Annotated in this window: 25 protein-coding genes and 1 pseudogene; 15 read left to right on the top strand and 11 right to left on the bottom strand. The window is 62.3% G+C overall.

The window, feature by feature from the left end:
- Nucleotides 1-232: 232 nt before the first annotated feature.
- The gene (rhtA, locus tag NPS56_RS02360; RefSeq protein WP_274073282.1) at nt 233-1,120 is read left to right on the top strand and encodes a threonine/homoserine exporter RhtA; all 888 of its coding nucleotides are present in this window, start codon (nt 233-235) and stop codon (nt 1,118-1,120) included.
- A gap of 170 nt (nt 1,121-1,290) precedes the next feature.
- Nucleotides 1,291-1,572: a hypothetical protein gene (locus tag NPS56_RS02355; RefSeq protein ID WP_274073281.1), complete on the top strand. Its 282-nt coding sequence runs from the start codon at nt 1,291-1,293 to the stop codon at nt 1,570-1,572.
- A 15-nt stretch (nt 1,573-1,587) separates the two neighbouring features.
- Here the strand turns inward: NPS56_RS02355 and NPS56_RS02350 are convergent, their stop codons facing one another.
- On the bottom strand, nt 1,588-2,148 hold the full coding sequence (locus NPS56_RS02350) for a TetR/AcrR family transcriptional regulator (protein ID WP_274073280.1): 561 nt from the start codon (nt 2,146-2,148) through the stop codon (nt 1,588-1,590).
- A gap of 93 nt (nt 2,149-2,241) precedes the next feature.
- Between NPS56_RS02350 and NPS56_RS02345 the strand changes: the two genes are divergently transcribed.
- A complete protein-coding gene (locus NPS56_RS02345) occupies nt 2,242-2,970 on the top strand; it encodes an SDR family oxidoreductase (RefSeq protein ID WP_274073279.1) in 729 nt (242 codons plus the stop codon).
- A gap of 36 nt (nt 2,971-3,006) precedes the next feature.
- Entirely contained in the window at nt 3,007-3,597 is a 591-nt protein-coding gene (locus NPS56_RS02340; protein WP_274073278.1) for a 2-hydroxychromene-2-carboxylate isomerase, read from the top strand.
- A 45-nt stretch (nt 3,598-3,642) separates the two neighbouring features.
- Here the strand turns inward: NPS56_RS02340 and NPS56_RS02335 are convergent, their stop codons facing one another.
- From NPS56_RS02335 to NPS56_RS02320, 4 genes are all read right to left on the bottom strand, one after another.
- Complete coding sequence (locus NPS56_RS02335; RefSeq protein WP_274073277.1) at nt 3,643-5,451, bottom strand: aminopeptidase P family protein; 1,809 nt, start codon at nt 5,449-5,451, stop codon at nt 3,643-3,645.
- A gap of 64 nt (nt 5,452-5,515) precedes the next feature.
- Nucleotides 5,516-6,673: an aminotransferase class V-fold PLP-dependent enzyme gene (locus tag NPS56_RS02330; RefSeq protein ID WP_274073276.1), complete on the bottom strand. Its 1,158-nt coding sequence runs from the start codon at nt 6,671-6,673 to the stop codon at nt 5,516-5,518.
- A gap of 206 nt (nt 6,674-6,879) precedes the next feature.
- Entirely contained in the window at nt 6,880-7,494 is a 615-nt protein-coding gene (locus tag NPS56_RS02325; protein ID WP_274073275.1) for a LysE family translocator, read from the bottom strand.
- Nucleotides 7,495-7,595: 101 nt separating this feature from the next.
- Nucleotides 7,596-7,865, bottom strand: a complete 270-nt coding sequence (locus tag NPS56_RS02320; RefSeq protein WP_274073274.1) for a hypothetical protein — start codon at nt 7,863-7,865, stop codon at nt 7,596-7,598.
- Nucleotides 7,866-7,996: 131 nt separating this feature from the next.
- Between NPS56_RS02320 and NPS56_RS02315 the strand changes: the two are divergent.
- Nucleotides 7,997-8,095, top strand: a pseudogene (locus NPS56_RS02315) (FMN reductase); the annotation flags it as partial.
- On the opposite strand, the gene NPS56_RS02310 reads toward NPS56_RS02315, so the two are convergent.
- Nucleotides 8,095-8,460 (bottom strand): antibiotic biosynthesis monooxygenase, encoded by a 366-nt coding sequence (locus tag NPS56_RS02310; protein ID WP_274073273.1) that lies wholly within the window; start codon nt 8,458-8,460, stop codon nt 8,095-8,097. The pseudogene NPS56_RS02315 and the gene NPS56_RS02310 overlap by 1 nt on opposite strands.
- Nucleotides 8,461-8,555: 95 nt before the next feature.
- Between NPS56_RS02310 and soxR the strand changes: the two genes are divergently transcribed.
- The 10 genes from soxR (at nt 8,556) to NPS56_RS02260 (ending at nt 16,141) form a co-directional block, all read left to right on the top strand.
- The gene (soxR, locus tag NPS56_RS02305; protein WP_274073272.1) at nt 8,556-9,023 is read left to right on the top strand and encodes a redox-sensitive transcriptional activator SoxR; all 468 of its coding nucleotides are present in this window, start codon (nt 8,556-8,558) and stop codon (nt 9,021-9,023) included.
- Between the two features lie 144 nt (nt 9,024-9,167).
- Nucleotides 9,168-9,626 (top strand): VOC family protein, encoded by a 459-nt coding sequence (locus NPS56_RS02300; protein WP_274073271.1) that lies wholly within the window; start codon nt 9,168-9,170, stop codon nt 9,624-9,626.
- 275 nt (nt 9,627-9,901) lie between these two features.
- On the top strand, nt 9,902-11,101 hold the full coding sequence (locus NPS56_RS02295) for a PepSY-associated TM helix domain-containing protein (protein ID WP_274073270.1): 1,200 nt from the start codon (nt 9,902-9,904) through the stop codon (nt 11,099-11,101).
- Complete coding sequence (locus NPS56_RS02290; RefSeq protein ID WP_274073269.1) at nt 11,098-11,640, top strand: thiamine pyrophosphate-binding protein; 543 nt, start codon at nt 11,098-11,100, stop codon at nt 11,638-11,640. Before NPS56_RS02295 ends, NPS56_RS02290 begins: the two co-directional genes overlap by 4 nt.
- Entirely contained in the window at nt 11,637-11,966 is a 330-nt protein-coding gene (locus NPS56_RS02285) for a hypothetical protein (RefSeq protein WP_274073268.1), read from the top strand. The genes NPS56_RS02290 and NPS56_RS02285 overlap by 4 nt, the downstream gene beginning before the upstream one ends.
- The gene (locus NPS56_RS02280) at nt 11,963-12,535 is read left to right on the top strand and encodes a DUF6162 family protein (protein ID WP_274073267.1); all 573 of its coding nucleotides are present in this window, start codon (nt 11,963-11,965) and stop codon (nt 12,533-12,535) included. Before NPS56_RS02285 ends, NPS56_RS02280 begins: the two co-directional genes overlap by 4 nt.
- Nucleotides 12,536-12,570: 35 nt before the next feature.
- Complete coding sequence (locus NPS56_RS02275; protein WP_274073266.1) at nt 12,571-13,497, top strand: metal ABC transporter substrate-binding protein; 927 nt, start codon at nt 12,571-12,573, stop codon at nt 13,495-13,497.
- Nucleotides 13,494-14,339, top strand: a complete 846-nt coding sequence (locus NPS56_RS02270; protein WP_274073265.1) for a metal ABC transporter ATP-binding protein — start codon at nt 13,494-13,496, stop codon at nt 14,337-14,339. The genes NPS56_RS02275 and NPS56_RS02270 overlap by 4 nt, the downstream gene beginning before the upstream one ends.
- Nucleotides 14,339-15,238: a metal ABC transporter permease gene (locus NPS56_RS02265; RefSeq protein WP_033041974.1), complete on the top strand. Its 900-nt coding sequence runs from the start codon at nt 14,339-14,341 to the stop codon at nt 15,236-15,238. The genes NPS56_RS02270 and NPS56_RS02265 overlap by 1 nt, the downstream gene beginning before the upstream one ends.
- Complete coding sequence (locus NPS56_RS02260; RefSeq protein WP_274073264.1) at nt 15,239-16,141, top strand: metal ABC transporter solute-binding protein, Zn/Mn family; 903 nt, start codon at nt 15,239-15,241, stop codon at nt 16,139-16,141.
- A 482-nt stretch (nt 16,142-16,623) separates the two neighbouring features.
- Here NPS56_RS02260 and NPS56_RS02255 read toward each other — a convergent pair whose 3' ends face one another.
- The 5 genes from NPS56_RS02255 to NPS56_RS02235 form a co-directional block, all read right to left on the bottom strand.
- A complete protein-coding gene (locus NPS56_RS02255) occupies nt 16,624-16,851 on the bottom strand; it encodes an MbtH family protein (protein ID WP_128608950.1) in 228 nt (75 codons plus the stop codon).
- A gap of 81 nt (nt 16,852-16,932) precedes the next feature.
- On the bottom strand, nt 16,933-18,345 hold the full coding sequence (locus NPS56_RS02250) for an aspartate aminotransferase family protein (RefSeq protein ID WP_274073263.1): 1,413 nt from the start codon (nt 18,343-18,345) through the stop codon (nt 16,933-16,935).
- 41 nt (nt 18,346-18,386) lie between these two features.
- Nucleotides 18,387-18,908 carry a GNAT family N-acetyltransferase gene (locus tag NPS56_RS02245; protein WP_274073262.1) on the bottom strand — a complete coding sequence of 174 codons (522 nt, stop codon included), beginning with the start codon at nt 18,906-18,908 and terminating at the stop codon, nt 18,387-18,389.
- Nucleotides 18,909-18,999: 91 nt separating this feature from the next.
- Nucleotides 19,000-20,325 (bottom strand): ATP-binding protein, encoded by a 1,326-nt coding sequence (locus tag NPS56_RS02240; RefSeq protein ID WP_274073261.1) that lies wholly within the window; start codon nt 20,323-20,325, stop codon nt 19,000-19,002.
- Entirely contained in the window at nt 20,322-21,002 is a 681-nt protein-coding gene (locus tag NPS56_RS02235; protein WP_034151358.1) for a response regulator, read from the bottom strand. Before NPS56_RS02235 ends, NPS56_RS02240 begins: the two co-directional genes overlap by 4 nt.
- Nucleotides 21,003-21,133: the final 131 nt, after the last annotated feature.

Raw genomic sequence — 21,133 nt, 5'->3', positions numbered from 1 at the left:
TGCCGCCAAAACTGCGTAACTCATTGTTTACCAAGGAGTTTTCCGTTTCGACTGCGCCGGAAGTGGGGCGAATTATAGGCTTCCAGAAACTGCCGTCAAGCACTGATTTGCTTTATCTATCGTGAGGAACAAAAACACTGCTTATATATAGATGCGCCGGCAGCGTTTGCGCAGTATATTGCTCAACACAAAATATAACACTTCAGCTCCATACCTCGGACGGTGCCTCTCAATGAACGATCAGCCGCGCAGCCTTGCCTCGACCCTGTTTTCGGTCGGCCTGCTATTAATAGCCATGGCATCGATTCAGTCGGGAGCCTCACTGGCCAAAAGCATGTTCCCCATTATCGGCGCCCAGGGCACCACCACCCTGCGCTTGACCTTCGCCAGCGTGATCATGGTGTTGCTGCTGCGCCCATGGCGGGCCAGGCTCACCGCAAAATCACTGCGCACCGTGATTGTCTATGGCATGGCACTGGGCGGCATGAACTTCCTCTTCTATATGTCCCTGCGCTCGGTTCCCCTGGGTATCGCGGTCGCGCTGGAGTTCACCGGACCATTGGCCGTTGCCATCTACGCTTCACGCCGCGCCATCGACTTCCTGTGGATCGCCCTGGCCGCTGTCGGCCTGCTGCTGTTGATACCGACGGGCGCAACGGCGCAAGGCATTGATCTGCTGGGGGCCGGTTACGCATTGGGGGCAGGTGCCTGCTGGGCGCTGTACATTCTTTTTGGGCAAAAGGCCGGTGCCGACAACGGCGTGCAGACCGCCGCCCTGGGCGTTGTGATTGCCGCACTGTTTGTCGCCCCGATCGGCATTGTGCATGCCGGCGCGGCGCTGTTGACCCCGGCATTGATTCCGATCGCCCTCGGGGTTGCCGTGCTGTCCACGGCCCTCCCCTATACGCTGGAAATGGTCGCCCTCACCCGCATGCCGGCCAGGACCTTCGGCACATTGATGAGCATCGAGCCGGCGGTGGGTGCCTTGTCCGGTCTGTTGTTCCTGCAGGAATTCCTGTCTCTGTCACAGTGGATGGCCATCTTGTGCATCATCCTGGCTTCCGTGGGCGCCACCATGACCATGGGCAGTAACGCCAAGCCCGCCGTTGCAGCCGATTGAGGGGCGGATTTGCATAGACTCTGGTAATTGCCGCGCAATTAGGCCATGTTTAGGCCCGCAACCCAGTGCCAGAAATGGATTTTTTCAGGACAGGGGCCTCAAAACGCTTCATGCGTAAAGCGAACACTGCCAGACCGGGCGATAGATCCGGGAACGCTACAAGGATAGCAATGAAACGAATTTTGATACTGATCGCCGTTCTTGCAGTTGCGGGCTGCGCGGCGACCGCCAAACCCCAGACCAAACACGGCAAGAAAGGAATCCATATCAACTGTTCGGGGCTGTCGTCCTCATGGGACCAGTGCTACTCCAGCGCCGCCCACTCGTGCGCCCCCAAGAGCTACAAGGTCATTGCCAAATCCGGCGACGCCGTTGAAGAACCGGGTGATTATCTGTTCGGGATCAACCCCGCGGGCTACACCAGCCGCAGCATGATCGTCATCTGCAAATAATCTGCAGCCATCCTGTCAGGCCCTCGGGCCTGCCAGCTGGCGGCCAATCTCCTCATGACTGGACTTCAGCACCTTGCGCTGCAGCTCCGGCGTGGCGAGCATTCGCGCCACCACCAGTGCACCGACGCATTGCGACAGAATCGCCCAGGCCAGGCTGTCGCTCTCCAGCACCTGCGCCCAACGCTCCTGAAGCTGGCAGATCCAGTGCTCGGCCTGCTGCCTGATCAGTAGATCCGAGCGGGCAATTTCGGCTCCCAACGCCGGTAATGCACAACCGGTTTCCGGGTGCTCGACGTGGGACATGCTCAGGTAGAGCTTGAGGCAACGCTCGAATTTTTCGCGATCCTTGTCCGCCCCCAGCCGCTCCAGGCTTTGCCGCAGCTCACGCTCGACAATGGATGCGAACAACTCGTCCTTGGACGCGAAGTGACTATAGAACGCCCCGCCACTCAAACCGATGGCCTTCATCAAACCATCGACACCTACCGTGGAAAAACCCGATTGCTTGGCCGACACCGCGCTGCTTTGCAGCAGTTTCTCTCGGGTTTCCAGCTTGTGACTGGCTGAATAACGCATTGTCCTTACCTCTGGTTCGATCATCTTGACGCCTGTCGAATCGTAGCATAACGTTCGTTTAGTTAACGATCGTTTACTAAAGAGGTCCAGGCAATGAATAACAAGAAGGTCGTACTGGTTGTCGGCGCGGGGGATGCCACGGGTGGCGCCATTGCCAAACGCTTTGCACAGGAGGGATTTGTTGCCTGCGTGACCCGGCGCAGCGCGGACAAGCTCCAGCCTCTGGTCGATGCCATCAATGCAGCCGGCTGTGAAGCCCACGGCTTCGCCTGCGATGCCCGCAAGGAAGACGATGTGGTTGCACTGGTCGAGCAGATCGAAAGCGAGATCGGCCCGATCGAAGCGTTCGTGTTCAATATCGGCGCCAACGTGCCTTGCAGCATTCTCGAAGAAACCGCCCGCAAGTATTTCAAGATCTGGGAAATGGCCTGCTTCTCAGGCTTTCTCAATGGCCGGGAAGTGGCCAAGCGCATGGCCACGCGGCAACGGGGCACGATCCTGTTCACCGGCGCCACCGCCGGTTTGCGCGGCGCCGCAGGTTTTGCGGCGTTTGCCGGCGCCAAGCACGGGATCCGTGCGCTGGCACAAAGCATGGCGCGCGAACTGGGGCCGATGAATATTCATGTCGCCCACGTCGTCGTCGACGGCGCCATCGATACCGATTTCATCCGTGACAGTTTCCCCGAGAAGTACGCGACCAAGGATCAGGACGGCATTCTCGACCCCGAACACATCGCAGAGAACTATTGGTACCTGCACAGCCAGCCCCGCGACGCCTGGACCTTCGAAATGGACCTGCGCCCCTGGAGCGAACGCTGGTAACCCCTCCCCTACAACAACAAAAAGAGTGCATCGACCATGAGCAAGATCGTGGAGTTCTATTTCGACCTGGGCAGCCCCGCCACCTACCTGGCGTACACCCAACTACCGAAGATCTGTGAGCAGACCGACAGCCAGCTGATCTACGTGCCCATCCTGCTCGGCGGTGTGTTCAAAGCCACCGGCAACGCTTCCCCGGCGACCATACCTGCCAAGGGTCGCTACATGTTCATAGACCTGGATCGTTACGCCAATCGCTATGGCGTGCCATTGAAAATCAACCCGCACTTCCCGATCAACACACTGGTGCTCATGCGTGCCGTGACAGGTGTGCAGTTGCGCCAAACCGAGCGCTTTGCCGCGTTCATCGATTGCCTCTTCAAGGCACTGTGGATCGATGGTCGCAACCTCAATGATCCGGCCACTGTCGGGGCAGTATTGAGCGAAAACGGTTTCGACCCGGAAGAAATCCTGGCCCTGAGCGCTGACGAAGAGGTCAAGAATGCCCTCAAGGAAACCACTGAAAAAGCCGTGCAACGCGGCGTGTTCGGCGCACCGAGCATGTTTGTCGGTGATCAGCTGTTTTTTGGCCAGGATCGGTTGGATTTTGTCATCGAAGCCCTGAGTTAAAACCCGAGGCCCGGGCGCTGGAGACGGCGCCCGAGCTCAAGTCAATCAGATGGTCGCAGTACGGGTGTTCAACCACTCCAGCGCAGCGCCGTCGAGCAACGGGCTCAAACGCTCGCGCACTTCGGCGTGGTAAGCGTTGAACCACTGCTTTTCTTCCTCGCTCAGCAACGAGGTTTCCAGGCAGCGTGTGTCAATCGGGCACAGCGTCAGGGTTTCGAAACTGAGGAATTCGCCGAATTCGCTGGTGCCTGCCTCGCGGTTCATCGCCAGGTTCTCGATGCGCACACCCCAGCGGCCTGGACGATAGGTGCCGGGTTCGATCGAGGTGATCATGCCTGGCAGCATCGCGGTTTGCGGCGCGGGTGCAGCCTGGTAGGCAATCACCTGCGGACCTTCGTGAACGTTGAGGAAGTAGCCGACGCCGTGACCGGTGCCGTGGCCATAGTCGACGTTTTCCGCCCAGATCGGTGCCCGGGCGATGGCGTCCAGCAGTGGCGACAGGATGCCTTTGGGGAACCGCGCACGGGACAGCGCGATCACGCCCTTGAGCACCCGAGTGCAATCGCGTTTCTGTTCCTGCGTCGGCGTGCCGACCGCAACCATGCGCGTGATGTCGGTGGTACCACCCAGGTACTGGCCGCCGGAATCGATCAGCAACAAGCCGTCACCTTCGATCACCGCGTGCTCTTCTTCAGTGGCGTGGTAATGCGGCATGGCGCCGTTCGCGTTGAAGGCGGCAATGGTGTTGAAGCTCAGCGAAACGTAACCCGGCCGGCGTTCGCGCGCTGCGGTGAGTTTTTCGTCGATAGTCAGTTCGGTAATCCGCTCACGGCCCCAGGCCGATTCGAGCCAGGTGAAGAATTCGCACAGCGCCGCGCCGTCCTGCTCCATGGCCTGGCGGATGTGTTCGGCGTCGGCCAGGCTCTTCTGGGACTTGGCCAGGGTGGTCGGATTCAGGCCTTCGAGCAGTTTGACAGCGCTGTCGAGGTTACCCAGCAGGCCAGCCGTGACCCGCGCCGGGTCGACCAGCAGGCTCGCCCCCGCCGGCACAGCGCGCAGGGCCTCGGCCACTTCGCTGTAATCGCGCAAGGTCACCCCGTCCTGTTCCAGGGCCGCACGCAACGGCGCATCGACCTTGCTCAGCGCCACGAACAGTGTTGCCTGCTGCTGGCTGATCAAGGCGAAGGAAACGAACACCGGGTTGAACGACACATCGCCGCCGCGCAGGTTGAACAGCCAGGCAATGTCATCGAGAGTGGCGATGAAATGCCAGTCGGCACCCCGTGCCTGCAGGGTTTCGCGCAGCTTGGCGAGTTTTTCGCCACGGCTGACGGTGGCCTGTGGCGGCAAGTGCTGATAGATCGGTTCGTTCGGCAGGCTCGGGCGATCGCTCCAGACTTCGCTCAACAGGTCGATGTCGGTACGCAGGCGCGCGCCCCGCTCTTCCAGCTTGCTGCCCAATGTGCGTGCAGAGGCCACCGCCATCACCGCGCCATCGACCGCGACCACGCCGCCTTGCGGGGTCTGCTCGGCCAGCCAATCCAGCGGCCCGGGTTGTCCCGGTTGCAGCTTGACCAGCTCGATGCCGCTGCCCTTGAGTTCCTTGCTCGCCTGTTCCCAATAACGGCTGTCGGCCCAGACGCCGGCGAAATCCGCGGTAACGATCAGGGTGCCGACCGAACCGTGGAAACCCGACAACCATTGGCGCCCTTGCCAGTAACCCGGCAGGTATTCGGACAGGTGGGGATCGGCGGACGGCACCAGCAGGGCATGGATGCCCTCCCGGCTCATCAGCTCGCGGGTTTGCGCCAGGCGCTGGGGCACTGACCCGGTGATCGTAAACTGCGTATTCATCGTGACTCCTGCTAACCACTCGTCATTATTGTTCGGTGCCGATCAAGGTCGGCACTTTGTTACCCTATTGCCAGAAGGCCGGAGCACTGGCGCAGGCGGTTCTAATCAGCTGTACCGCTTGGTCGATATCCTGTTCGGTGGTGAAACGCCCCAGGCTCAAGCGAATGGTGCGACTCGCCGTACGGGCATCATGCCCCAGGGCCAGCAGCACATGGGAGGGCGCATTGCTCGCGGAATTACAGGCCGAGGTCGCGGAGAACGCCATCGAGGCGAGCAACACCGCCGAGTTGAACTCGCCTTCACTGAAGGTCAGGCTCAAGGTATGCGGGATGCGTTGAGTCAGGCTGCCATTGAGCCGCACGCCGGGAATGCTCAGCAATTGCTCGAGCAGGCGTTCGCGCAGATGCACGATCGAGGCTTTTTCTTCATCGAACGAGGCTGCCGCCAGGGCAAAGGCCGCGCCCATCGCGGCAATCTGGTGGGTCGCCAGGGTACCGGAACGCAGGCCGCCTTCGTGACCGCCGCCGTGGATCTGCGCCAGCAGGCGCTGCTGCGCACGCGGGCCGACATACAGCGCGCCGATGCCTTTGGGACCATAGAGCTTGTGCGCCGAGAAGGACATCAGGTCCACCGGCCACTGCGCCAGGTCGATCGCTACCTTGCCCGCGCCTTGCGCCGCGTCGACATGAAACAACGCATTGCGCCCGCGCACCACCTGGCCGATGGCCGGGATGTCGTTGACCGTGCCCAGTTCATTGTTGACCAGCATCAGCGACACCAGGAAGGTGTCCTCGCGCATGGCTTCGCGCACCGCTTGCGCGCTGATCAGGCCATCGGCGTCCGGCACCAGGTACGTCACCGCCACCCCGCTGTCCTGCAACTGTTTCGCGGTGTCGAGGATGGCCTTGTGTTCGATCTGGCTGGTGATGATGTGGCCGCCGGATACGCCGCGGGCCTGGGCAACACCCTTGAGGGCCAGGTTGTTGGATTCGGTGGCGCCCGAGGTCCAGACGATCTGTTCGGGCGTGGCGCCAACCAGTTCGGCGACCTGGCGCCGCGCCTGCTCGACCGTTTGCCGGGCCTGTTGGCCAAAAGCATGGGAGCTGGAGGCCGGATTGCCGAAGTTGCCTTCAAAGCCCAGGCACTCGACCATGATCTTGATGACGCGCTCATCCACCGGCGTGGTGGCGGCGTAGTCGAAATACAGCGGACGTTTATTCATAAAAGACTCGCAGAGCGTGTTCCGGGATCAGGAAGCTCATGACTGCAAACGGCAAGACGCAGCCTCATGAGCTGCGTGCGGTTTTCAGAAGGTTACCAATACCTGATCGGATGCCGTTAAAGAAGAACAACTTCATTTAAAAATGCGTCGGAACGCTCCTGAAAAGCCAGCTTAACAGGCATCGGGCAAGCGGTTGAAGCAATGCGTCAGCTAAAGCTTTCGAGCAAGATCGGATACAGCGACGCCACCAGCAGCGCGGCCATGCCCCAGTTGAACAGGCGCAACCAGCGCCGATCCTTGAGCACGTTGCGCAACAGCGTGCCGCAAGCGGCCCAGACGCCGACGCTCGGCAGGTTGATCAGGGCGAACACCGCCGCAATCACGATCACGTTGGTGAAGTAGCCCTGCATGGGTGTGTAGGTGCTGATGGCACCGATCGCCATGATCCAGGCCTTTGGGTTGACCCACTGGAAAGCGGCGGCGCCCAGGTAGCTGATCGGCTTGGCCTCGCCTTTCGCGCTGTCGGAGACGGGGCCGGAATGGGCGATTTTCCACGCCAGGTACAGCAAGTATGCCGCACCGACGTAACGCAGCACCGTGTACAGCACGGGATAAGCCTGGAACACCGCGCCCAGCCCGAACCCTACTGCCACGACCAGCACGAAGAATCCGCAGGTGATGCCCAGCATGTGGGGAATGGTCCGTTGAAAGCCGAAGTTCACCCCGGAGGCCAGCAACATGGTGTTGTTCGGACCGGGCGTGATCGAGGTGACGAGGGCAAACAGGGCAAAGCCCAGCAGCAGATCGAACGAGAGTGTCATGGGTGGCAGTCCATCGGGATCAGTCAGGTATTGACCCTATCGCGAACCTTGGGGGAAACCCATGGACAGTTAGGCGAAAGTTCGAGCAGTACAGTCTTGGCTCAGCTCGGGCGACCGTGCAGCTGTACAGCTCGCTCGGCGTTCATCTCGCCCTGTTTGTCGAAGCCAAATGTCTTCTGTGGCTGGCCGAGCAGTTCGGCTTTCTTCGCGTGGTATTCGTCGAAGGACAAGCCGCGACGATTCAGCGCCTCCAGCGCCAGTTCCCGGGTTTCTTCAGCGGTGTAGGGGCGCAATTCCGGGGAAACATGGCTGGCACATCCAGCGAGTACGGAGACCGCGAGCAGCAAGAAAGTGGCGATTAGAGGTTTCATTTTCGGCGTCCTGGCATCAGGTTCGGGGCAATGAACACAGGCTACTCGCGCCTTTATCCGAGCAGAAATCAACGCTCTCGATAGTGGCTATCGGGATTTTCCAATGCAGGCTTCATATGATGTAGCGTCCATTGAAAGTCATTGCCCTCTCCGGCGGTACCTGGCGCCCTTCGCGCACCCTGGTGCTGACCCAGGCTCTGCTGGCGCAATTAGCCGAGCAACTGTCGATCTAACCCGGCAGATTGCAGTGCAGCGCCTGATCGTGGCTGCGTTCCAGGCTGTGCAGCACCTGGAACGAGCCGAAGGTCACGGCCTTCGCCTGATGGGCGCGGATCAGCTGCCAGAAATCCTGTTCGCCGCTTTCAAACGCCTGAAACGCCGCCTCCCCCGCCTCACGGGTTTGCCATTGCAGGTAATTGAGCACCCGCCGACCGTCCTCGCTGGCCTGGATGCTGGCACTCAGAAAGCCGCTGTGGTGCTGGGCCAGACGCTCGGTCTGCTGCGACAGCGCCGACACCAGCGCCAATTGTTGATGCGGTTCGATTTCGAATTCGATCAGTTGGGTGAAGCTGCGATGTTTGGCTGGCGCGTTCATGGATAGTCCCCACTCAGGTGCAAAGCGAATCTTGCGATCCGAAGACGTGCAGGGTAAAACCTCCAGTTAAGTCAAGGTCAAGGGGCATTTTTTAAATGATTACCTCGCAAAACTCCCATAAGGAGCTCAGCGTCGGCCAACTGGCGGCCCGCAGCGGCGTCGCGGTCACGGCGCTGCACTTTTATGAAACCAAGGGATTGATCAAGAGCAACCGCAACCAGGGCAACCAGCGCCGTTATCCACGGGAGGTGTTGCGGCGGGTGGCGTTGATCAAGGTGGCCCAGCGCCTGGGCATTCCGTTGGCGGAGATCGGCGAGGCGCTCAAGACCCTGCCGGACAATCGCGCACCGACGGCGGCGGACTGGCAGGTGATGTCGGCGCAGTGGAGCCGGGAGCTGGATGAGCGGATCAATCAGTTGACCTTGTTGCGGGACAAGTTGAATGGCTGCATTGGTTGCGGGTGTTTGTCGATGGAGGCGTGTCCGTTGCGTAATTTTGGCGATGTGCTGGGGGAGCGTGGGCCAGGGGCGCAGTTGCTGGAATCGGGGGTTGAGCCGAAATAGCGGCGCGGCCATCGCGAGCATCTTTTTGTGAACTTGAAACATTCCGAAGATCAAAATCAAAGGATCGCAGCCTCCTGCAGCTCCTACAATTGTTCGGCTGGAGAGCGATCTTCAATCCACAACAAGAAAAAGGGAGAACCCATCATGAGCGTTAAACCGATTCCAGAGGGTTATCACAGCATCACCCCATACCTGGGCATTCAAAAAGCAGCCGAAGCCATCGATTTCTACAAAAAGGCCTTCGGCGCCATCGAGGTCATGCGCCTGTCCATGCCCGACGGCGGCATCGGCCACGCCGAACTGCGCATTGGCGATTGCCCGATCATGCTCGGCACTCCGTGCGATCAAGGGCCGCTGAGCAATCCCGACAACTCGCCGTCGGTGGGCCTGCACCTGTACGTGACCGATGTGGACAAGTCCTACAAACAGGCGATCGACGCTGGCGGCACCGTGGTTTCCGAGGTCAAGGATCAGTTTTACGGTGACCGCTCCGGGACCTTGAAGGATCCCTATGGGCATATGTGGTTCCTGGCCACGCGTAAAGAGGACCTGACCCAGGAGCAGATCGAGCAGCGGGCGAAGGAGATGTTCCAGCAAGGATGAAATATGCGGTGCCTGAGCGGCCCTCTTCGCGAGCAAGCTCGCTCCCACAGGGGATCTTCTGTGAACCGGTGGGAGTGGGCTTGCCCCTGGCGACGATGGCCTGGCGAAACACGAAACATTTTCTTTCATATCTCCCTTCCTGATTTAGGGTGCTCATCCGTCCTATATAGATGCAGTCCTGTCGCGTAGGCAAAAGCCACGACGGGACCTTCCATTGACCTCATCGCTGCGAAGCCCGTAGCAGAGGCCTTTCATCGATATAAGACGCCCTGATCATGTCGAAGAAATCCCGCTCCAAACTCTGGTTCCTGGTCCATAGCTGGCTGGCGCTGCCGATCTGGTTTTTCGTCCTGATCGTCTGCGTGACCGGCACTCTCGCGGTGGTCAGCCAGGAGATCGTCTGGCTGGCCAACCCGCAAATGCGCGCTAGCGCCCCTGCGGACGATGCGCCGCGGCTCAATTACGACCAGATCGTCGCCGCGATCAGGCAGGCCGAGCCCGACATCATCGTCGACAGCATCAGCCGCCCCGACGAATCGCACTTCGCCCTGGACGTCGGCGTCACCTACCCCGACGGGCGGGCGCTGACGGTGTACGTCAACCCCTACACCGGTGCCATCCAGGGCCCCGCGCCGCAGTTCAACTTCCAGGCCTTCACCCGTGCCCTGCATGGCTGGTGGCTGGTGCCGTTCACCAACGGCTACAGCTGGGGCTGGTACCTGGTGTCGTTTCTCAGCCTGCCGATGCTGGCGTCCCTGGTGACCGGGCTGGTGGTGTACAAGCGGTTCTGGAAGGGTTTTTTGCGTCCGACCCTGCGCATTCGCCATGGCGCGCGGATTTTCTGGGGGGATTTCCACCGTCTCAGCGGCATCTGGTCGATCTGGTTCATCGCGGTGATTTCCGTCACCAGCACCTGGTTCCTGATCGAGGCGTTCATGTTCGACAACCAGATTTCCATCTCCACCGCGCCGGTGGCTGCCGTGGTCCCGCGGGAAAGCGTGCCGCTCACCGCCGATGGGTCGCCCACGCCGATGATCAGCCTGGAAGCGGCGATCCGCGAGGCCAAGGCACGTATCCCGGGGCTCGACGAGAGTTTCGTCAGCATGCCGGCCAATGCCTACAGCTACCTGTCGGTGGGTGGGCGCAGTTGGTACCCGCTGATGTTCCAGACCGCTGACATCAACCCCTACACCGGCGAAGTCGCCGCCACGCGCCTGCTGTCGGACCGCTCAGGCCTGGAGTTCGTCACCGAATCCATGCGTCCGCTGCACACCGGTGATTTCGGTGGTATCTGGATCAAGCTGATCTGGTGCTTCTTCGGCCTGCTGTTGAGCATGATGGTGCTCAGCGGCCTGCTGATCTGGACCAAACGCACCGCCCTGGCCACGGCCAACGCCCTCAAGCGCAGCAACAAACGCCCGCGCAACGAGCCTGCTACGGCCAACAGCCGTGAAACCACGGAGGTCAGCCCATGAGCCAGGTCGCCACTCAAGCACCCCGTTCGACCCTGAGCCGCCTCTGGCACAAATGGCGTTTCCACATCAACGTCCTGCTGTTGCTGGTGCCGCTGGGCTTCATGCCCAAATACTTCGCCGATGCTGCGCTGTTTCGCGGTGACACGGGTCTGGGCGAGCGGGAAATTGGCGAAGTCCAGGTCGGACCCTGGAGCCTGCGCCTGGCCGAACTGCGCAACGAAGCACCACGGCCCGATGGCCCGGCCGGCCACATGAAAAGCTTCAATGCCGCGCTGTGCGACAGCTGCCGCGAGCAGGTCAAGGCGACATACCTGCGCATCGGCAAGCCACGCAGCCTGCGCGCCGCCGGGGTGATTTTCTTCGGCACCCCGTACCGCATGGGCGCCATGCTGCCGATCCCGGAAAAAACCAAAGCCGACGCCGAACTGTGGATCACCATGGAAGGCTGGGACGGCTCCATGCACCAGGCATCCATTCCTCTGAGCCAGGCTTCCCCCGCCACCCTCGCCTGGCTGTCCACCCAAGGAGGCAAACCATGATCAACCCTCTTCGTCCTTTGCGCGCCGCGCTGCTGGTGCTCTGCGCCGGCTTCAGCGCAAGCGCCCTGGCCCACAACCCGATGTGCGAATGCAAGGCCATCGATGCCGAGCAGATCAAGTGCACCGGCGGTTTTTCCGACGGCAGTGGCGCACCGGGCGTGACCCTGGACGTGATCGGCTACGACGAAACCATTCTGGTGCCAGGCAAGCTCGGGGCCGACTCGACCCTGACCTTCAAGAAACCCGGGGCCGAGTTCTATGTGCTGTTCGACGCGGGCCCGGGCCATGTGGTCGAAATCGACCAGGCGGACATCGAAAGCCCATGAGTACGCCAATCACCCAAGTCGTCCGCCCGGCCGGTGCCGGCCACGAAACCCTCTACGTATTGCTGTTGTGCCTGATGATCCTGGCGGTGGCAGGTTCCGTGGTCGCCTGGCGTGGTGAGTCGCAGCAGGTGAGCAGCGTCAACAGTCATCAACTGGATGCCCGCCGCGACCTGAGCGCCTCCGAACAAGGCATCTATGCCGATCTGCGCGTGACCCTCGACGAGATTCACTTACTGCGCCAGGAACAACAGACCCTGCCGACACCTGAAACCCTCGCCGATGAAGGCTTTGCCCCCTTTGCCCAAGACGCCAGTTCGGTCAGCCGCGGTGGTCATGCCTGGCAGTTGCTCGACGCCAGGGCGTACTTCGGACAGAGCCAGAGCACCACAGTGGCCGGCTCGTTCCTGATGCGCCTGAGCGCTGACGACGACGCGCCGGACATCTGGCTCAACCGCGCCACCGACCTCAAGGCCCCCGCCGACCTCAGCGATGCCACGCTCGAAGGCGCCGGCTGGCAGCAGATCGTCGCGCAATTCGATGCCGGCGTGACCCGCCAGCACCGACACTGAACCCTCGCCTTCCTCCGAGAGAAGACCGCTTTCCCATGCCTACTTCATCGCTACGTTCTTTCCTGCGCCTGTCACTGGTCGGCCTGCTGGCCTGCCTGCTGACACCCCTGGCCAGCGCCGACCAGGCCAAGCGCCTGCGCATCGGCATCACCCTGCACCCTTATTACAGCTACGTGGCCAACATCGTCGGCGACAAGGCCGAAGTGGTGCCGCTGATTCCCGCCGGCTTCAACCCCCACGCCTACGAACCACGGGCCGAGGACATCAAGCGCATCAGCGGGCTCGACGTGATCGTGCTCAATGGCGTCGGCCATGACGATTTCGCCGACCGCATGATCGCTGCCAGTGAAACGCCGAACGTGCCGGTGATCGAGGCCAACGAAAACGTGCCGCTGCTGGCCGCTACCGGCGTTGCCGCACGCGGCGCCGGCAAGGTGGTCAACCCGCACACCTTCCTGTCGATCAGCGCCTCGATTGCCCAGGTCAACAATATTGCCCGGGAACTGGGAAAACTCGACCCGGCCAATGCCAAGACCTACACCGAGAACGCCCGAGCCTACGGCAAGCGCCTGCGCAAGATGCGCGCCGACGCCCTGGCCAAGTTGACCGAGGCGCCGAACGCCGAATTGCGCGTGGCCACGGTTCACGCCGCCTACGATTACCTGCTACGCGAATTCGGCCTGGAGGTGACGGCGGTGGTCGAGCCGGCACACGGCATCGAACCGAGCCCGAGCCAGCTGAAAAAGACCATCGACCAGCTGCGTGAGCTGGACGTGAAGGTGATCTTCTCGGAGATGGACTTCCCTTCCACCTACGTCGACACCATCCAGCGCGAATCCGGGGTGAAGCTGTACCCGCTGTCGCACATTTCCTACGGCGAATACACCGCCGACAAGTATGAAAAGGAAATGACCGGCAACCTCAACACCGTGGTGAGGGCGATTCAGGAGTCCGGGGCATGACATCGAAAGAAACCCTCCTGGCCGATGCGCAATCCCCTGTGGGAGCGAGCCTGCTCGCGAAGGCGTCCAGTCTGGCGACATCTTCATTGAATGACACAGCGCAATCGCGAGCAGGCTCGCTCCCACAGGTTTCGGGGCCGACCCTGGATTTCGCCGACGTCAGCCTGACCCTCGGGCGCACGACGATCCTCGACAAAGTCACCTTTCAGGTCCGCCCCGGCAGCGTGCATGCGCTGGTCGGCCCCAACGGTGGCGGCAAGAGTTCGCTGATCAAGACCCTGCTCGGGCAGATGCCGCACCAGGGCCGTTTGAGCCTGCAATGGCCGGGCGAGCCGGGGACGATCGGCTACGTGCCCCAGGCGCTGGAATTCGATCGTGGCCTGCCGATGACCGTGGACGATTTCATGGCCGCGATGTGCCAGCGGCGTCCGGCGTTCCTCGGTTTGAGCAAGCATTACGCAATGGCGATTGGTGAGGCGCTGGAGCGGGTCGGCATGCAGGACAAGCGCAAGCGGCGCATGGGTGCGCTGTCGGGCGGCGAACGTCAGCGGGTGTTGTTGGCGCAAGGGTTGATTCCAGCGCCGCAGCTGTTGGTGCTGGACGAACCGATGTCAGCCCTCGATGAAGCCGGCATCCGCGTATTCGAACGTTTGCTGGGCGACTGGCGGGCGGCGGGCATCACCGTGCTGTGGATCGAGCACGACCTGGAAGCGGTCGGGCGCCTGGCCGATCACGTCACCGGGCTCAACCGCCGGGTGCTGTTCGACGCCACGCCGCAACAGGCGCTGACCCCGGATCGCCTGCTGACGCTGTTTTCGACCCATCCACGGAGCCTTGCCTGATGAGTTACGAAGCCTTTCGCTTGATGGTCCAGGGCTGGGCCTCGTCGGGTTATCTGCCTGAGGCGCTGGCCTATGGATTTGTGGTCAACGCGCTGCTCGCCGGCTTGCTGATCGGCCCGGTGCTGGGTGGTTTGGGCACCTTGGTGGTGGTCAAGCGCTTCGCGTTTTTCTCCGAAGCGGTGGGTCACGCGGCGCTGACCGGCGTGGCCATCGGCATCCTGCTGGGCGAACCCTACACCGGGCCTTACGGCAGCCTGTTCGGCTACTGCCTGTTGTTCGGCATCCTGCTCAACTACCTGCGCAACCGCACGGGCCTGGCGCCGGATACCTTGATCGGCGTGTTCCTGTCGGTGTCGTTGGCGCTGGGTGCCAGTTTGCTGCTGATCCTGGCCGGCAAGATCAACGTGCACATCCTCGAAAACGTGCTGTTCGGTTCGGTGCTGACGGTCAACGGCAATGACCTGCTGGTGCTGGCCATCGTCGGTTCGCTGGTCATGGCCCTGGCCTTGCCGCTGTACAACCGCATCATGCTCGCCAGCTTCAATCCGCAACTGGCGGCGGTGCGCGGGGTGGCGGTGAAGTCCCTGGATTACCTGTTCGTGATCCTGGTGACGCTGATCACCGTCGCCGCAGTGAAAGTCATTGGCGCCATCCTGGTCGGCGCGCTGTTGGTGATACCGGCCGCGGCCGCACGCTTGCTTAGCCAGTCGCTGAAGGGCTTCTTCTGGTGCTCGGTGCTGATCGCCACGGTGAGCACGCTGTGCGGGATTCTCGCGCCGATCGTCTTCGACCTGCCGATCCCGTCCGGTGCCGCGATCATCCTCGTGGCCGGTATCGCCTTCGCCCTGGCCGCCATCGCGCGCGGCGTCGTCCCCAGCCTCAAAGGGAACCTTGGATAAATGTCATTTTCTCTGCGACAACTGACCCTGGCCCTCGCCCTGTGCGGGCTCGCCACCACAACCTTGGGCGCTGACGGCAGCAAACCGCTGCGGGTGCTGGCCTCGTTACCCATCACCTACGGCCTGGGCGAAGTGTTGCTCAAAGGCACTGACGTCAGCCTTGAACGCGCGGCGCCCGCCAATCTGCCGGGCAGTCGCCAGACCGCCTACTTCACCGGCCGTGGTGCCCCGGCGCTGGCTAAATTGGCGACCGACGCCGATGCGGTGATCGGCTTGCGTTCACTGTGGCCGGACGATCCGCTGTACCCGATCTCCCGGCGCAGCAACATCCGCATCATCGAAGTCGACGCCGCCCGACCGGTGGATGGTGCCCTGCCCGGCATTGCCGTGCAGCCGGGCAATCAGGTCGATGGCTTGAACAGTCAGCCGTGGCTGGCCAGCAACAACATGGGACGCATGGCCGACGTGATGGCGGCGGACCTGGTGCGCCTGGCCCCCACGGCCAAGCCTGCGATCGAGGCGAACCTGGCGGCGCTGAAACAGCGTTTGCTCAAGCTCAGCGCCGCCAGCGAAGCGCGCCTTGCGGCCGCCGACAACCTCAGCGTGATGAGTTTGAGCGATCACTTTGGCTACCTGATTGGCGGGCTCAATCTGGAGTTGGTAGGGCTGGATGCACGACCGGATGCCGAGTGGACACCTGAGGCACTGAAGACCTTGACGGCGACGCTCAAGGACAACGACGTGGCGGTGGTGTTGCATCATCGGCAGCCGTCGGACGCGGTGAAAGCGGCGGTCACCGAGGGTGGAAGTCGGTTGGTGGTGTTGAGTGTCGATGCTGCTGATCCGGTGGCCGAACTGGAAGGGGATGTGGATCTGGTGATCAAGGGATTGAGCGGCGCCTAACTGTAGGAGCCCGGCTTGCCGGCGAAGGCGTCCGAAAGACCAGCGCAACGTTCAAGGACGCCTTCGCCGGCAAGCCGGGCTCCTACAGGTCCGCGGCGGCCATCGACTCACGCGCTGCACAACCCATTGTAGGAGCTGGCTTGCCAGCGAAGAGGCCCTCGATGACGCCTTCGCCGGCAAGCCGGGCTCCTACAGGTCCGCGGCGGCCACCGATTCACGTGCGGCGCAAAACATTGTAGGAGCTGGCTTGCCAGCGAAGAGGCCCGCAAGGACGCCTTCGCCGGCAAGCCGGGCTCCTACAGGTCCGCGGCGGCCACCGATTCACGTGCGGCGCAAAACATTGTAGGAGCTGGCTTGCCAGCGAAGAGGCCCTCGAGGACGCCTTCGCCGGCAAGCCGGGCTCCTACAAGGGCATGTCGCCCCCAGATACAAAAAAGCCCGCTGACCTGACCGGTTCAGCGGGCCTTTTCATGCGAGATGGCTTAGTGCGCCACTGCCGCCTGCTCGTCCATCTTCTGGCGCAGGCTCAGCGGACGCATATCGGTCCAGGTCTCTTCGATGTAGGCCAGGCATTCCTTTTTCAGCCCGCTCTTGCCCACGGTACGCCAGCCCTCGGGCACGGCTTTGTAGTCGGGCCAGATCGAGTATTGCTCTTCATGGTTGACCACGACCTGAAAGAGGATGTCTTCACGGTCGAATACTGACGTCATGCTGTCTCTCCATCGCTGTAGGGTGGGCTGTACGCTGTGTGCAGCCGCTATGTAGAAGGAACGTTGCAGGGCCGGGAAAATTTAGAGGTAGGCGGTGGCTGCGGCCAAGGCCCTGCCGAAAATCTCGGCCACTCGATCGATTTCCGCGGCGGTGATCACCAGCGGTGGCAGGAAACGAACCACCGCGCCATGTCGCCCGCCCAGTTCAAGAATCAAGCCGCGCTTGAGGCATTCGCGCTGCACCAGCGGCGCCAGTCGCGCAAACGACGGTGGGTGACCCAGGGCATCGGGCGCGCCGGTCGGATCGACCAGCTCCACCCCGAGCATCAGGCCTCGACCCCGAATATCGCCCAGCTGCGGAAAGTCGCGCTGCAGGATGCGCAGGTGCTCGGTCAGGCGTTCGCCCATGGCGGCGGCGTGTTCGCAGACCTTGTGCTCCATCAGGTAACGCATCACCGCAGAACCGGCGGCCATCGCCATTTGATTGCCGCGGAAGGTCCCGGCATGGGCGCCCGGCAGCCAGGTGTCGAGCCAGTCGCGATAGACCACCACGGCCAATGGCAAGCTGCCGCCGATGGCTTTCGACATCACCACCACGTCCGGAATGATCCCGGCGTGCTCGAAAGCAAACATCTTGCCGGTGCGCGCGAAGCCACTCTGGATCTCGTCGACGATCAGCGCCACGCCAGCTTTTTCGGTGATCCGGCGCAAGCCGCGCAACCAGTCGAGATCGGCCGGGATGACCCCGCCCTCCCCCTGCACCACCTCGACGATCACCGCCGCGGGCAGTTGCACGCCGGCCTCTGGATCGTTCAGCAGGTTTTCCAGGTAGTTGAGGTTGGCCTTCACCCCCTGCGCACCGCCCAGGCCAAACGGGCAACGGTAATCGTAGGGGTACGGCATGAACTGCACGCCACTGCTGAGCAAGGCACCCAAGGGTTTTTTCGGCCCGAGGCTGCCCATCAGGCTCAGCGCGCCCTGGCTCATGCCGTGGTAGCCGCCCTGGAACGACAGCACGGTGCTGCGGCCGGTGGCGGTACGTACCAGTTTCAAGGCGGCTTCCACCGCGTCGGTACCGGTAGGACCGCAGAACTGGATCTTCGCTTCAGCGGCCAGGGCCGGCGGTAACAAGCCGAACAGGTCCTGGACGAACTGATCCTTGACCGGCGTGGTCAGGTCCAGGGTGTGCAGCGGCAGTTCGTCCGCCAGCACGCGCTGGATCGCTTCGATCACCACCGGGTGGTTGTGCCCCAGGGCCAGCGTCCCGGCGCCGGCCAGGCAATCGATGAAGGTGCGGCCTTCGACGTCTTCGACATACAGGCCCTTGGCGCGTTTGAGTGCCAGGGGAATGCGTCGCGGGTAACTGCGGGCGTTGGACTCCTGCTGGCTCTGACGCGCCAGCAACGGCGATTCGTTGAACTGATAAAGCGTCTCGGCCGGCACCGGAGTGATCCGGGCCGACTGGTCTTCCATAAGCCTGGTAGCGACTGACATCTCTCGACCCCTCAATAAGGTTTTCCTGTTCTGGAAACGCATCAGGGCGCCGGGGATTTAGACCCTTGATCGTCTTTCCATGAAGGTGACGCCAGGCCTTTATGCATGGGGATGGCGTGAAGCCCCGCGACCATGAAGGATCGGGCACACCGCTGGTAGCCCAGGCGCCGATAAAACGCTTCGCTGGTCTTGGTGCTATAGAGTCGCGCCTGGTTCAGGCCCCGGGCGACCAACCAGCCTTCGAGGTCTTGCACCAGCGCCAGCCCCGCCCCTCGCCGGAACGATTCCGGCTGCACGTAACAGAACGCGAGCGTGCCGGTGGTTGCGGCCATGGCGACGCCTACCGGCTTGTCCTGCAGCAGGGCGATGCTCAGGTACAACCGCTGATCGGTCAGCCACGGCTGGATGTGCTGGATGGTCTTGTTGTGGGTCCAGGTGGCAACGATGTGCGGATCGTTGCGATGGTCGAGCGCGCAACCGACCCGGATGGAGCGCTCGATGATGCGGCTGATGATGCCGGCGTCGGCCGGGGTTGCCTGGCAGGTGCGTATCGATGCTTCCATGGTGCTGTCACCTCAATCCGTTGAGAGTGAGCAAAACGATAGTTGTGGAAGGTCCAGGCGGCCAATGTCGAGAAGTTACATCTCATGTACGTCAGAGGGGTTGCAACGGCATCGTCAGCTCCACCCGCAATCCATCCGGCCGACTGTCGAAACGCAAGGTACAGCCGCAGCGCTGGACGATCGCCTGGACAATCGCCAGGCCGAGCCCACAGCCGTTGCTCTGGCCGTTGCGCCAGAAACGTTGGGTCAAGTGTTGCAGGTCGTCTTCGGCAATGCCCGGGCCATGGTCGCGAACCACGAACTGCACGCGGTTGCCAGTGGTTTCCAGGCTCAGCTCCACCGGCCCGTTGCCGGGTGTATGGCGCAAGGCGTTATCCAACAGGTTGCGCAGTGCCGCAATCGACAGCACGGCGGGCATTTTCACCGGGGCGGGAGAAACCCTGCTCGGCAACTGAAACTTGATGCGTTGGCGATCGCCCCCCGCCGCGTCCTGGATCGCCAGTTTCGCCACCTGCTCGGCACTGCACTGCACGCCATCGTCGAACGACAGGCTGCCCTCGACCCGCGCCAGCAACAGCAGTTGCTCAAGGGTTCGGTGCAGACGGTCAGCACCCTCTTCGGCCCGGGCCAGGGATTGATCCCGGGCCGCGCCGTCGGTCATGCGCGCCACTTGCAGGTGGGTCTTGATCGCGGTCAGGGGGCTTCGCAATTCATGGGCGGCGTCATCGGTCAGCCGCCGTTCCCGTTCGATGGTCTTGCCGATGCGCTGGAACAACTGGTTCTGTGTGTCGAGCAGCGGTTGCAGTTCGCTGGGCAATGGCTGGACCTGCAAAGGCTCCAGGGAGTCAGGGCTGCGGCGCATCAAGGCGTCGCGCATGCGGTTGAGCGGCGCCAGCCCCTGGCCGATGCCGAGCCAGAGCAGGCACAGGCAGCCGAGCAGCGCCACGCCCACCGGCACCGAAGCGGCCAGCAGGATCGACATGTTCAGCGCCTCGCGTTCAATCTGCCGATCGGCCGTGGTGATCCGCAAATCGCCACGAGCCAGGGTGAAACTGCGCCACGGCGCGCCGTCGATGATCTGGTCGTGGAAGCCCATTTTCTCGGCTTCCAGGGTTTGCCCCGGATCGCTGTGGCTGCGGGCGAGGATTTCCCCGCGCAACGAACTGACCTGACACGCCATGCCACCGGGAATGTTCAGTTGTTCAGCGCTGAAATGGGTGCCCTCGCCCTTGCTTGGCAACGCCGGTAATTGCTCCATGAGCCCGGCGACCATGCGCGCCGAGGCCACCAGGCGCTGGTCGAGGGAAAACATCATCTGATTGCGCAGGTCGCTGAGCATCCAGGCCGCGGCCAGCGCCCAGATCAGGGCAAAGGCGCCGCCGAGCGTCAGGCTCAGGCGCAAACGCAGGCTCATCACTTCGATTGATCTCCGCCATCGGCCGGCCCCAGGCGATAGCCCAGGCCGCGCACGGTCTCGACGATGCCGTTGCCGAGCTTGCGCCGCAGGTGATGGATATGGACGTTGAGGGCATTGCTCTCCAGTTCGTCGTTAAAACCGTAGACGCTGTCCTTGAGCTGCTCGGTCGACAGCACCCGGCCGCGGTTATGCAGTAGCGCCTGCAACAGCGACTGCTCGCGGCGCGACAGGTCCACCGGCTGGCCGGCCAGGGTGGTTTCGCGGCTGCTCGGGTCGTAGGTCAGGGCGCCGTGCTCGATCAGGTTGACGCTGCGACCGGCCACCCGCCGCAACAGCGTGTGCAGCCGCGCGGCGAGTTCGCGCAGGTCGAACGGCTTGAGCAGATAATCGTCGGCACCGGCCTGCAAGCCGTCGACCCGATCGGTGACCGAGTCGCGGGCCGTGAGAATCAGCACCGGCAACTCCAGGCCGTTGTGACGCAGTTGCTGCAGGAGTTTCAGACCGTCTTCGTCCGGCAGCCCGAGGTCCAGCACCATGACATCAAATTCGGCGACCTTGAGCATCGCCCGGGCCGCCGACGCGGTGGCGACATGTTCCACGGTCAGGCCCTGGGCCGTCAGGCCGGCGACGATGCCGCTGGCAATCAACTCATCGTCTTCGCAAACCAGTACGTGCATGGAGAGCCTCGTGTAAATAACGCTGATTAGGCCATCGACCGATTAAGCGGACATTATGCCGCAACTGCCGCTGAAACCCGGCGACCGGGGTTAATCATCGGTTAATCGACACCACCCATTGTGCAGCTCAC

The sequence above is a fragment of the Pseudomonas putida genome, from assembly GCF_028682635.1.
In the GTDB taxonomy this organism is placed as follows: domain Bacteria; phylum Pseudomonadota; class Gammaproteobacteria; order Pseudomonadales; family Pseudomonadaceae; genus Aquipseudomonas; species Aquipseudomonas putida_AE.
This window is presented reverse-complemented; position numbering and strand designations above follow the sequence as displayed.

Excerpts from the sequence above, each read along its gene's own strand:
- rhtA (WP_274073282.1), top strand. The coding sequence starts at position 233 with ATGAACGATCAGCCGCGCAGCCTTGCCTCGACCCTGTTTTCGGTCGGC.
- NPS56_RS02355 (WP_274073281.1), top strand. The coding sequence starts at position 1,291 with ATGAAACGAATTTTGATACTGATCGCCGTTCTTGCAGTTGCGGGCTGC.
- NPS56_RS02350 (WP_274073280.1), bottom strand. The coding sequence starts at position 2,148 with ATGCGTTATTCAGCCAGTCACAAGCTGGAAACCCGAGAGAAACTGCTG.
- NPS56_RS02345 (WP_274073279.1), top strand. The coding sequence starts at position 2,242 with ATGAATAACAAGAAGGTCGTACTGGTTGTCGGCGCGGGGGATGCCACG.
- NPS56_RS02340 (WP_274073278.1), top strand. The coding sequence starts at position 3,007 with ATGAGCAAGATCGTGGAGTTCTATTTCGACCTGGGCAGCCCCGCCACC.
- NPS56_RS02335 (WP_274073277.1), bottom strand. The coding sequence starts at position 5,451 with ATGAATACGCAGTTTACGATCACCGGGTCAGTGCCCCAGCGCCTGGCG.
- NPS56_RS02330 (WP_274073276.1), bottom strand. The coding sequence starts at position 6,673 with ATGAATAAACGTCCGCTGTATTTCGACTACGCCGCCACCACGCCGGTG.
- NPS56_RS02325 (WP_274073275.1), bottom strand. The coding sequence starts at position 7,494 with ATGACACTCTCGTTCGATCTGCTGCTGGGCTTTGCCCTGTTTGCCCTC.
- NPS56_RS02320 (WP_274073274.1), bottom strand. The coding sequence starts at position 7,865 with ATGAAACCTCTAATCGCCACTTTCTTGCTGCTCGCGGTCTCCGTACTC.
- NPS56_RS02310 (WP_274073273.1), bottom strand. The coding sequence starts at position 8,460 with ATGAACGCGCCAGCCAAACATCGCAGCTTCACCCAACTGATCGAATTC.
- soxR (WP_274073272.1), top strand. The coding sequence starts at position 8,556 with ATGATTACCTCGCAAAACTCCCATAAGGAGCTCAGCGTCGGCCAACTG.
- NPS56_RS02300 (WP_274073271.1), top strand. The coding sequence starts at position 9,168 with ATGAGCGTTAAACCGATTCCAGAGGGTTATCACAGCATCACCCCATAC.
- NPS56_RS02295 (WP_274073270.1), top strand. The coding sequence starts at position 9,902 with ATGTCGAAGAAATCCCGCTCCAAACTCTGGTTCCTGGTCCATAGCTGG.
- NPS56_RS02290 (WP_274073269.1), top strand. The coding sequence starts at position 11,098 with ATGAGCCAGGTCGCCACTCAAGCACCCCGTTCGACCCTGAGCCGCCTC.
- NPS56_RS02285 (WP_274073268.1), top strand. The coding sequence starts at position 11,637 with ATGATCAACCCTCTTCGTCCTTTGCGCGCCGCGCTGCTGGTGCTCTGC.
- NPS56_RS02280 (WP_274073267.1), top strand. The coding sequence starts at position 11,963 with ATGAGTACGCCAATCACCCAAGTCGTCCGCCCGGCCGGTGCCGGCCAC.
- NPS56_RS02275 (WP_274073266.1), top strand. The coding sequence starts at position 12,571 with ATGCCTACTTCATCGCTACGTTCTTTCCTGCGCCTGTCACTGGTCGGC.
- NPS56_RS02270 (WP_274073265.1), top strand. The coding sequence starts at position 13,494 with ATGACATCGAAAGAAACCCTCCTGGCCGATGCGCAATCCCCTGTGGGA.
- NPS56_RS02265 (WP_033041974.1), top strand. The coding sequence starts at position 14,339 with ATGAGTTACGAAGCCTTTCGCTTGATGGTCCAGGGCTGGGCCTCGTCG.
- NPS56_RS02260 (WP_274073264.1), top strand. The coding sequence starts at position 15,239 with ATGTCATTTTCTCTGCGACAACTGACCCTGGCCCTCGCCCTGTGCGGG.
- NPS56_RS02255 (WP_128608950.1), bottom strand. The coding sequence starts at position 16,851 with ATGACGTCAGTATTCGACCGTGAAGACATCCTCTTTCAGGTCGTGGTC.
- NPS56_RS02250 (WP_274073263.1), bottom strand. The coding sequence starts at position 18,345 with ATGTCAGTCGCTACCAGGCTTATGGAAGACCAGTCGGCCCGGATCACT.
- NPS56_RS02245 (WP_274073262.1), bottom strand. The coding sequence starts at position 18,908 with ATGGAAGCATCGATACGCACCTGCCAGGCAACCCCGGCCGACGCCGGC.
- NPS56_RS02235 (WP_034151358.1), bottom strand. The coding sequence starts at position 21,002 with ATGCACGTACTGGTTTGCGAAGACGATGAGTTGATTGCCAGCGGCATC.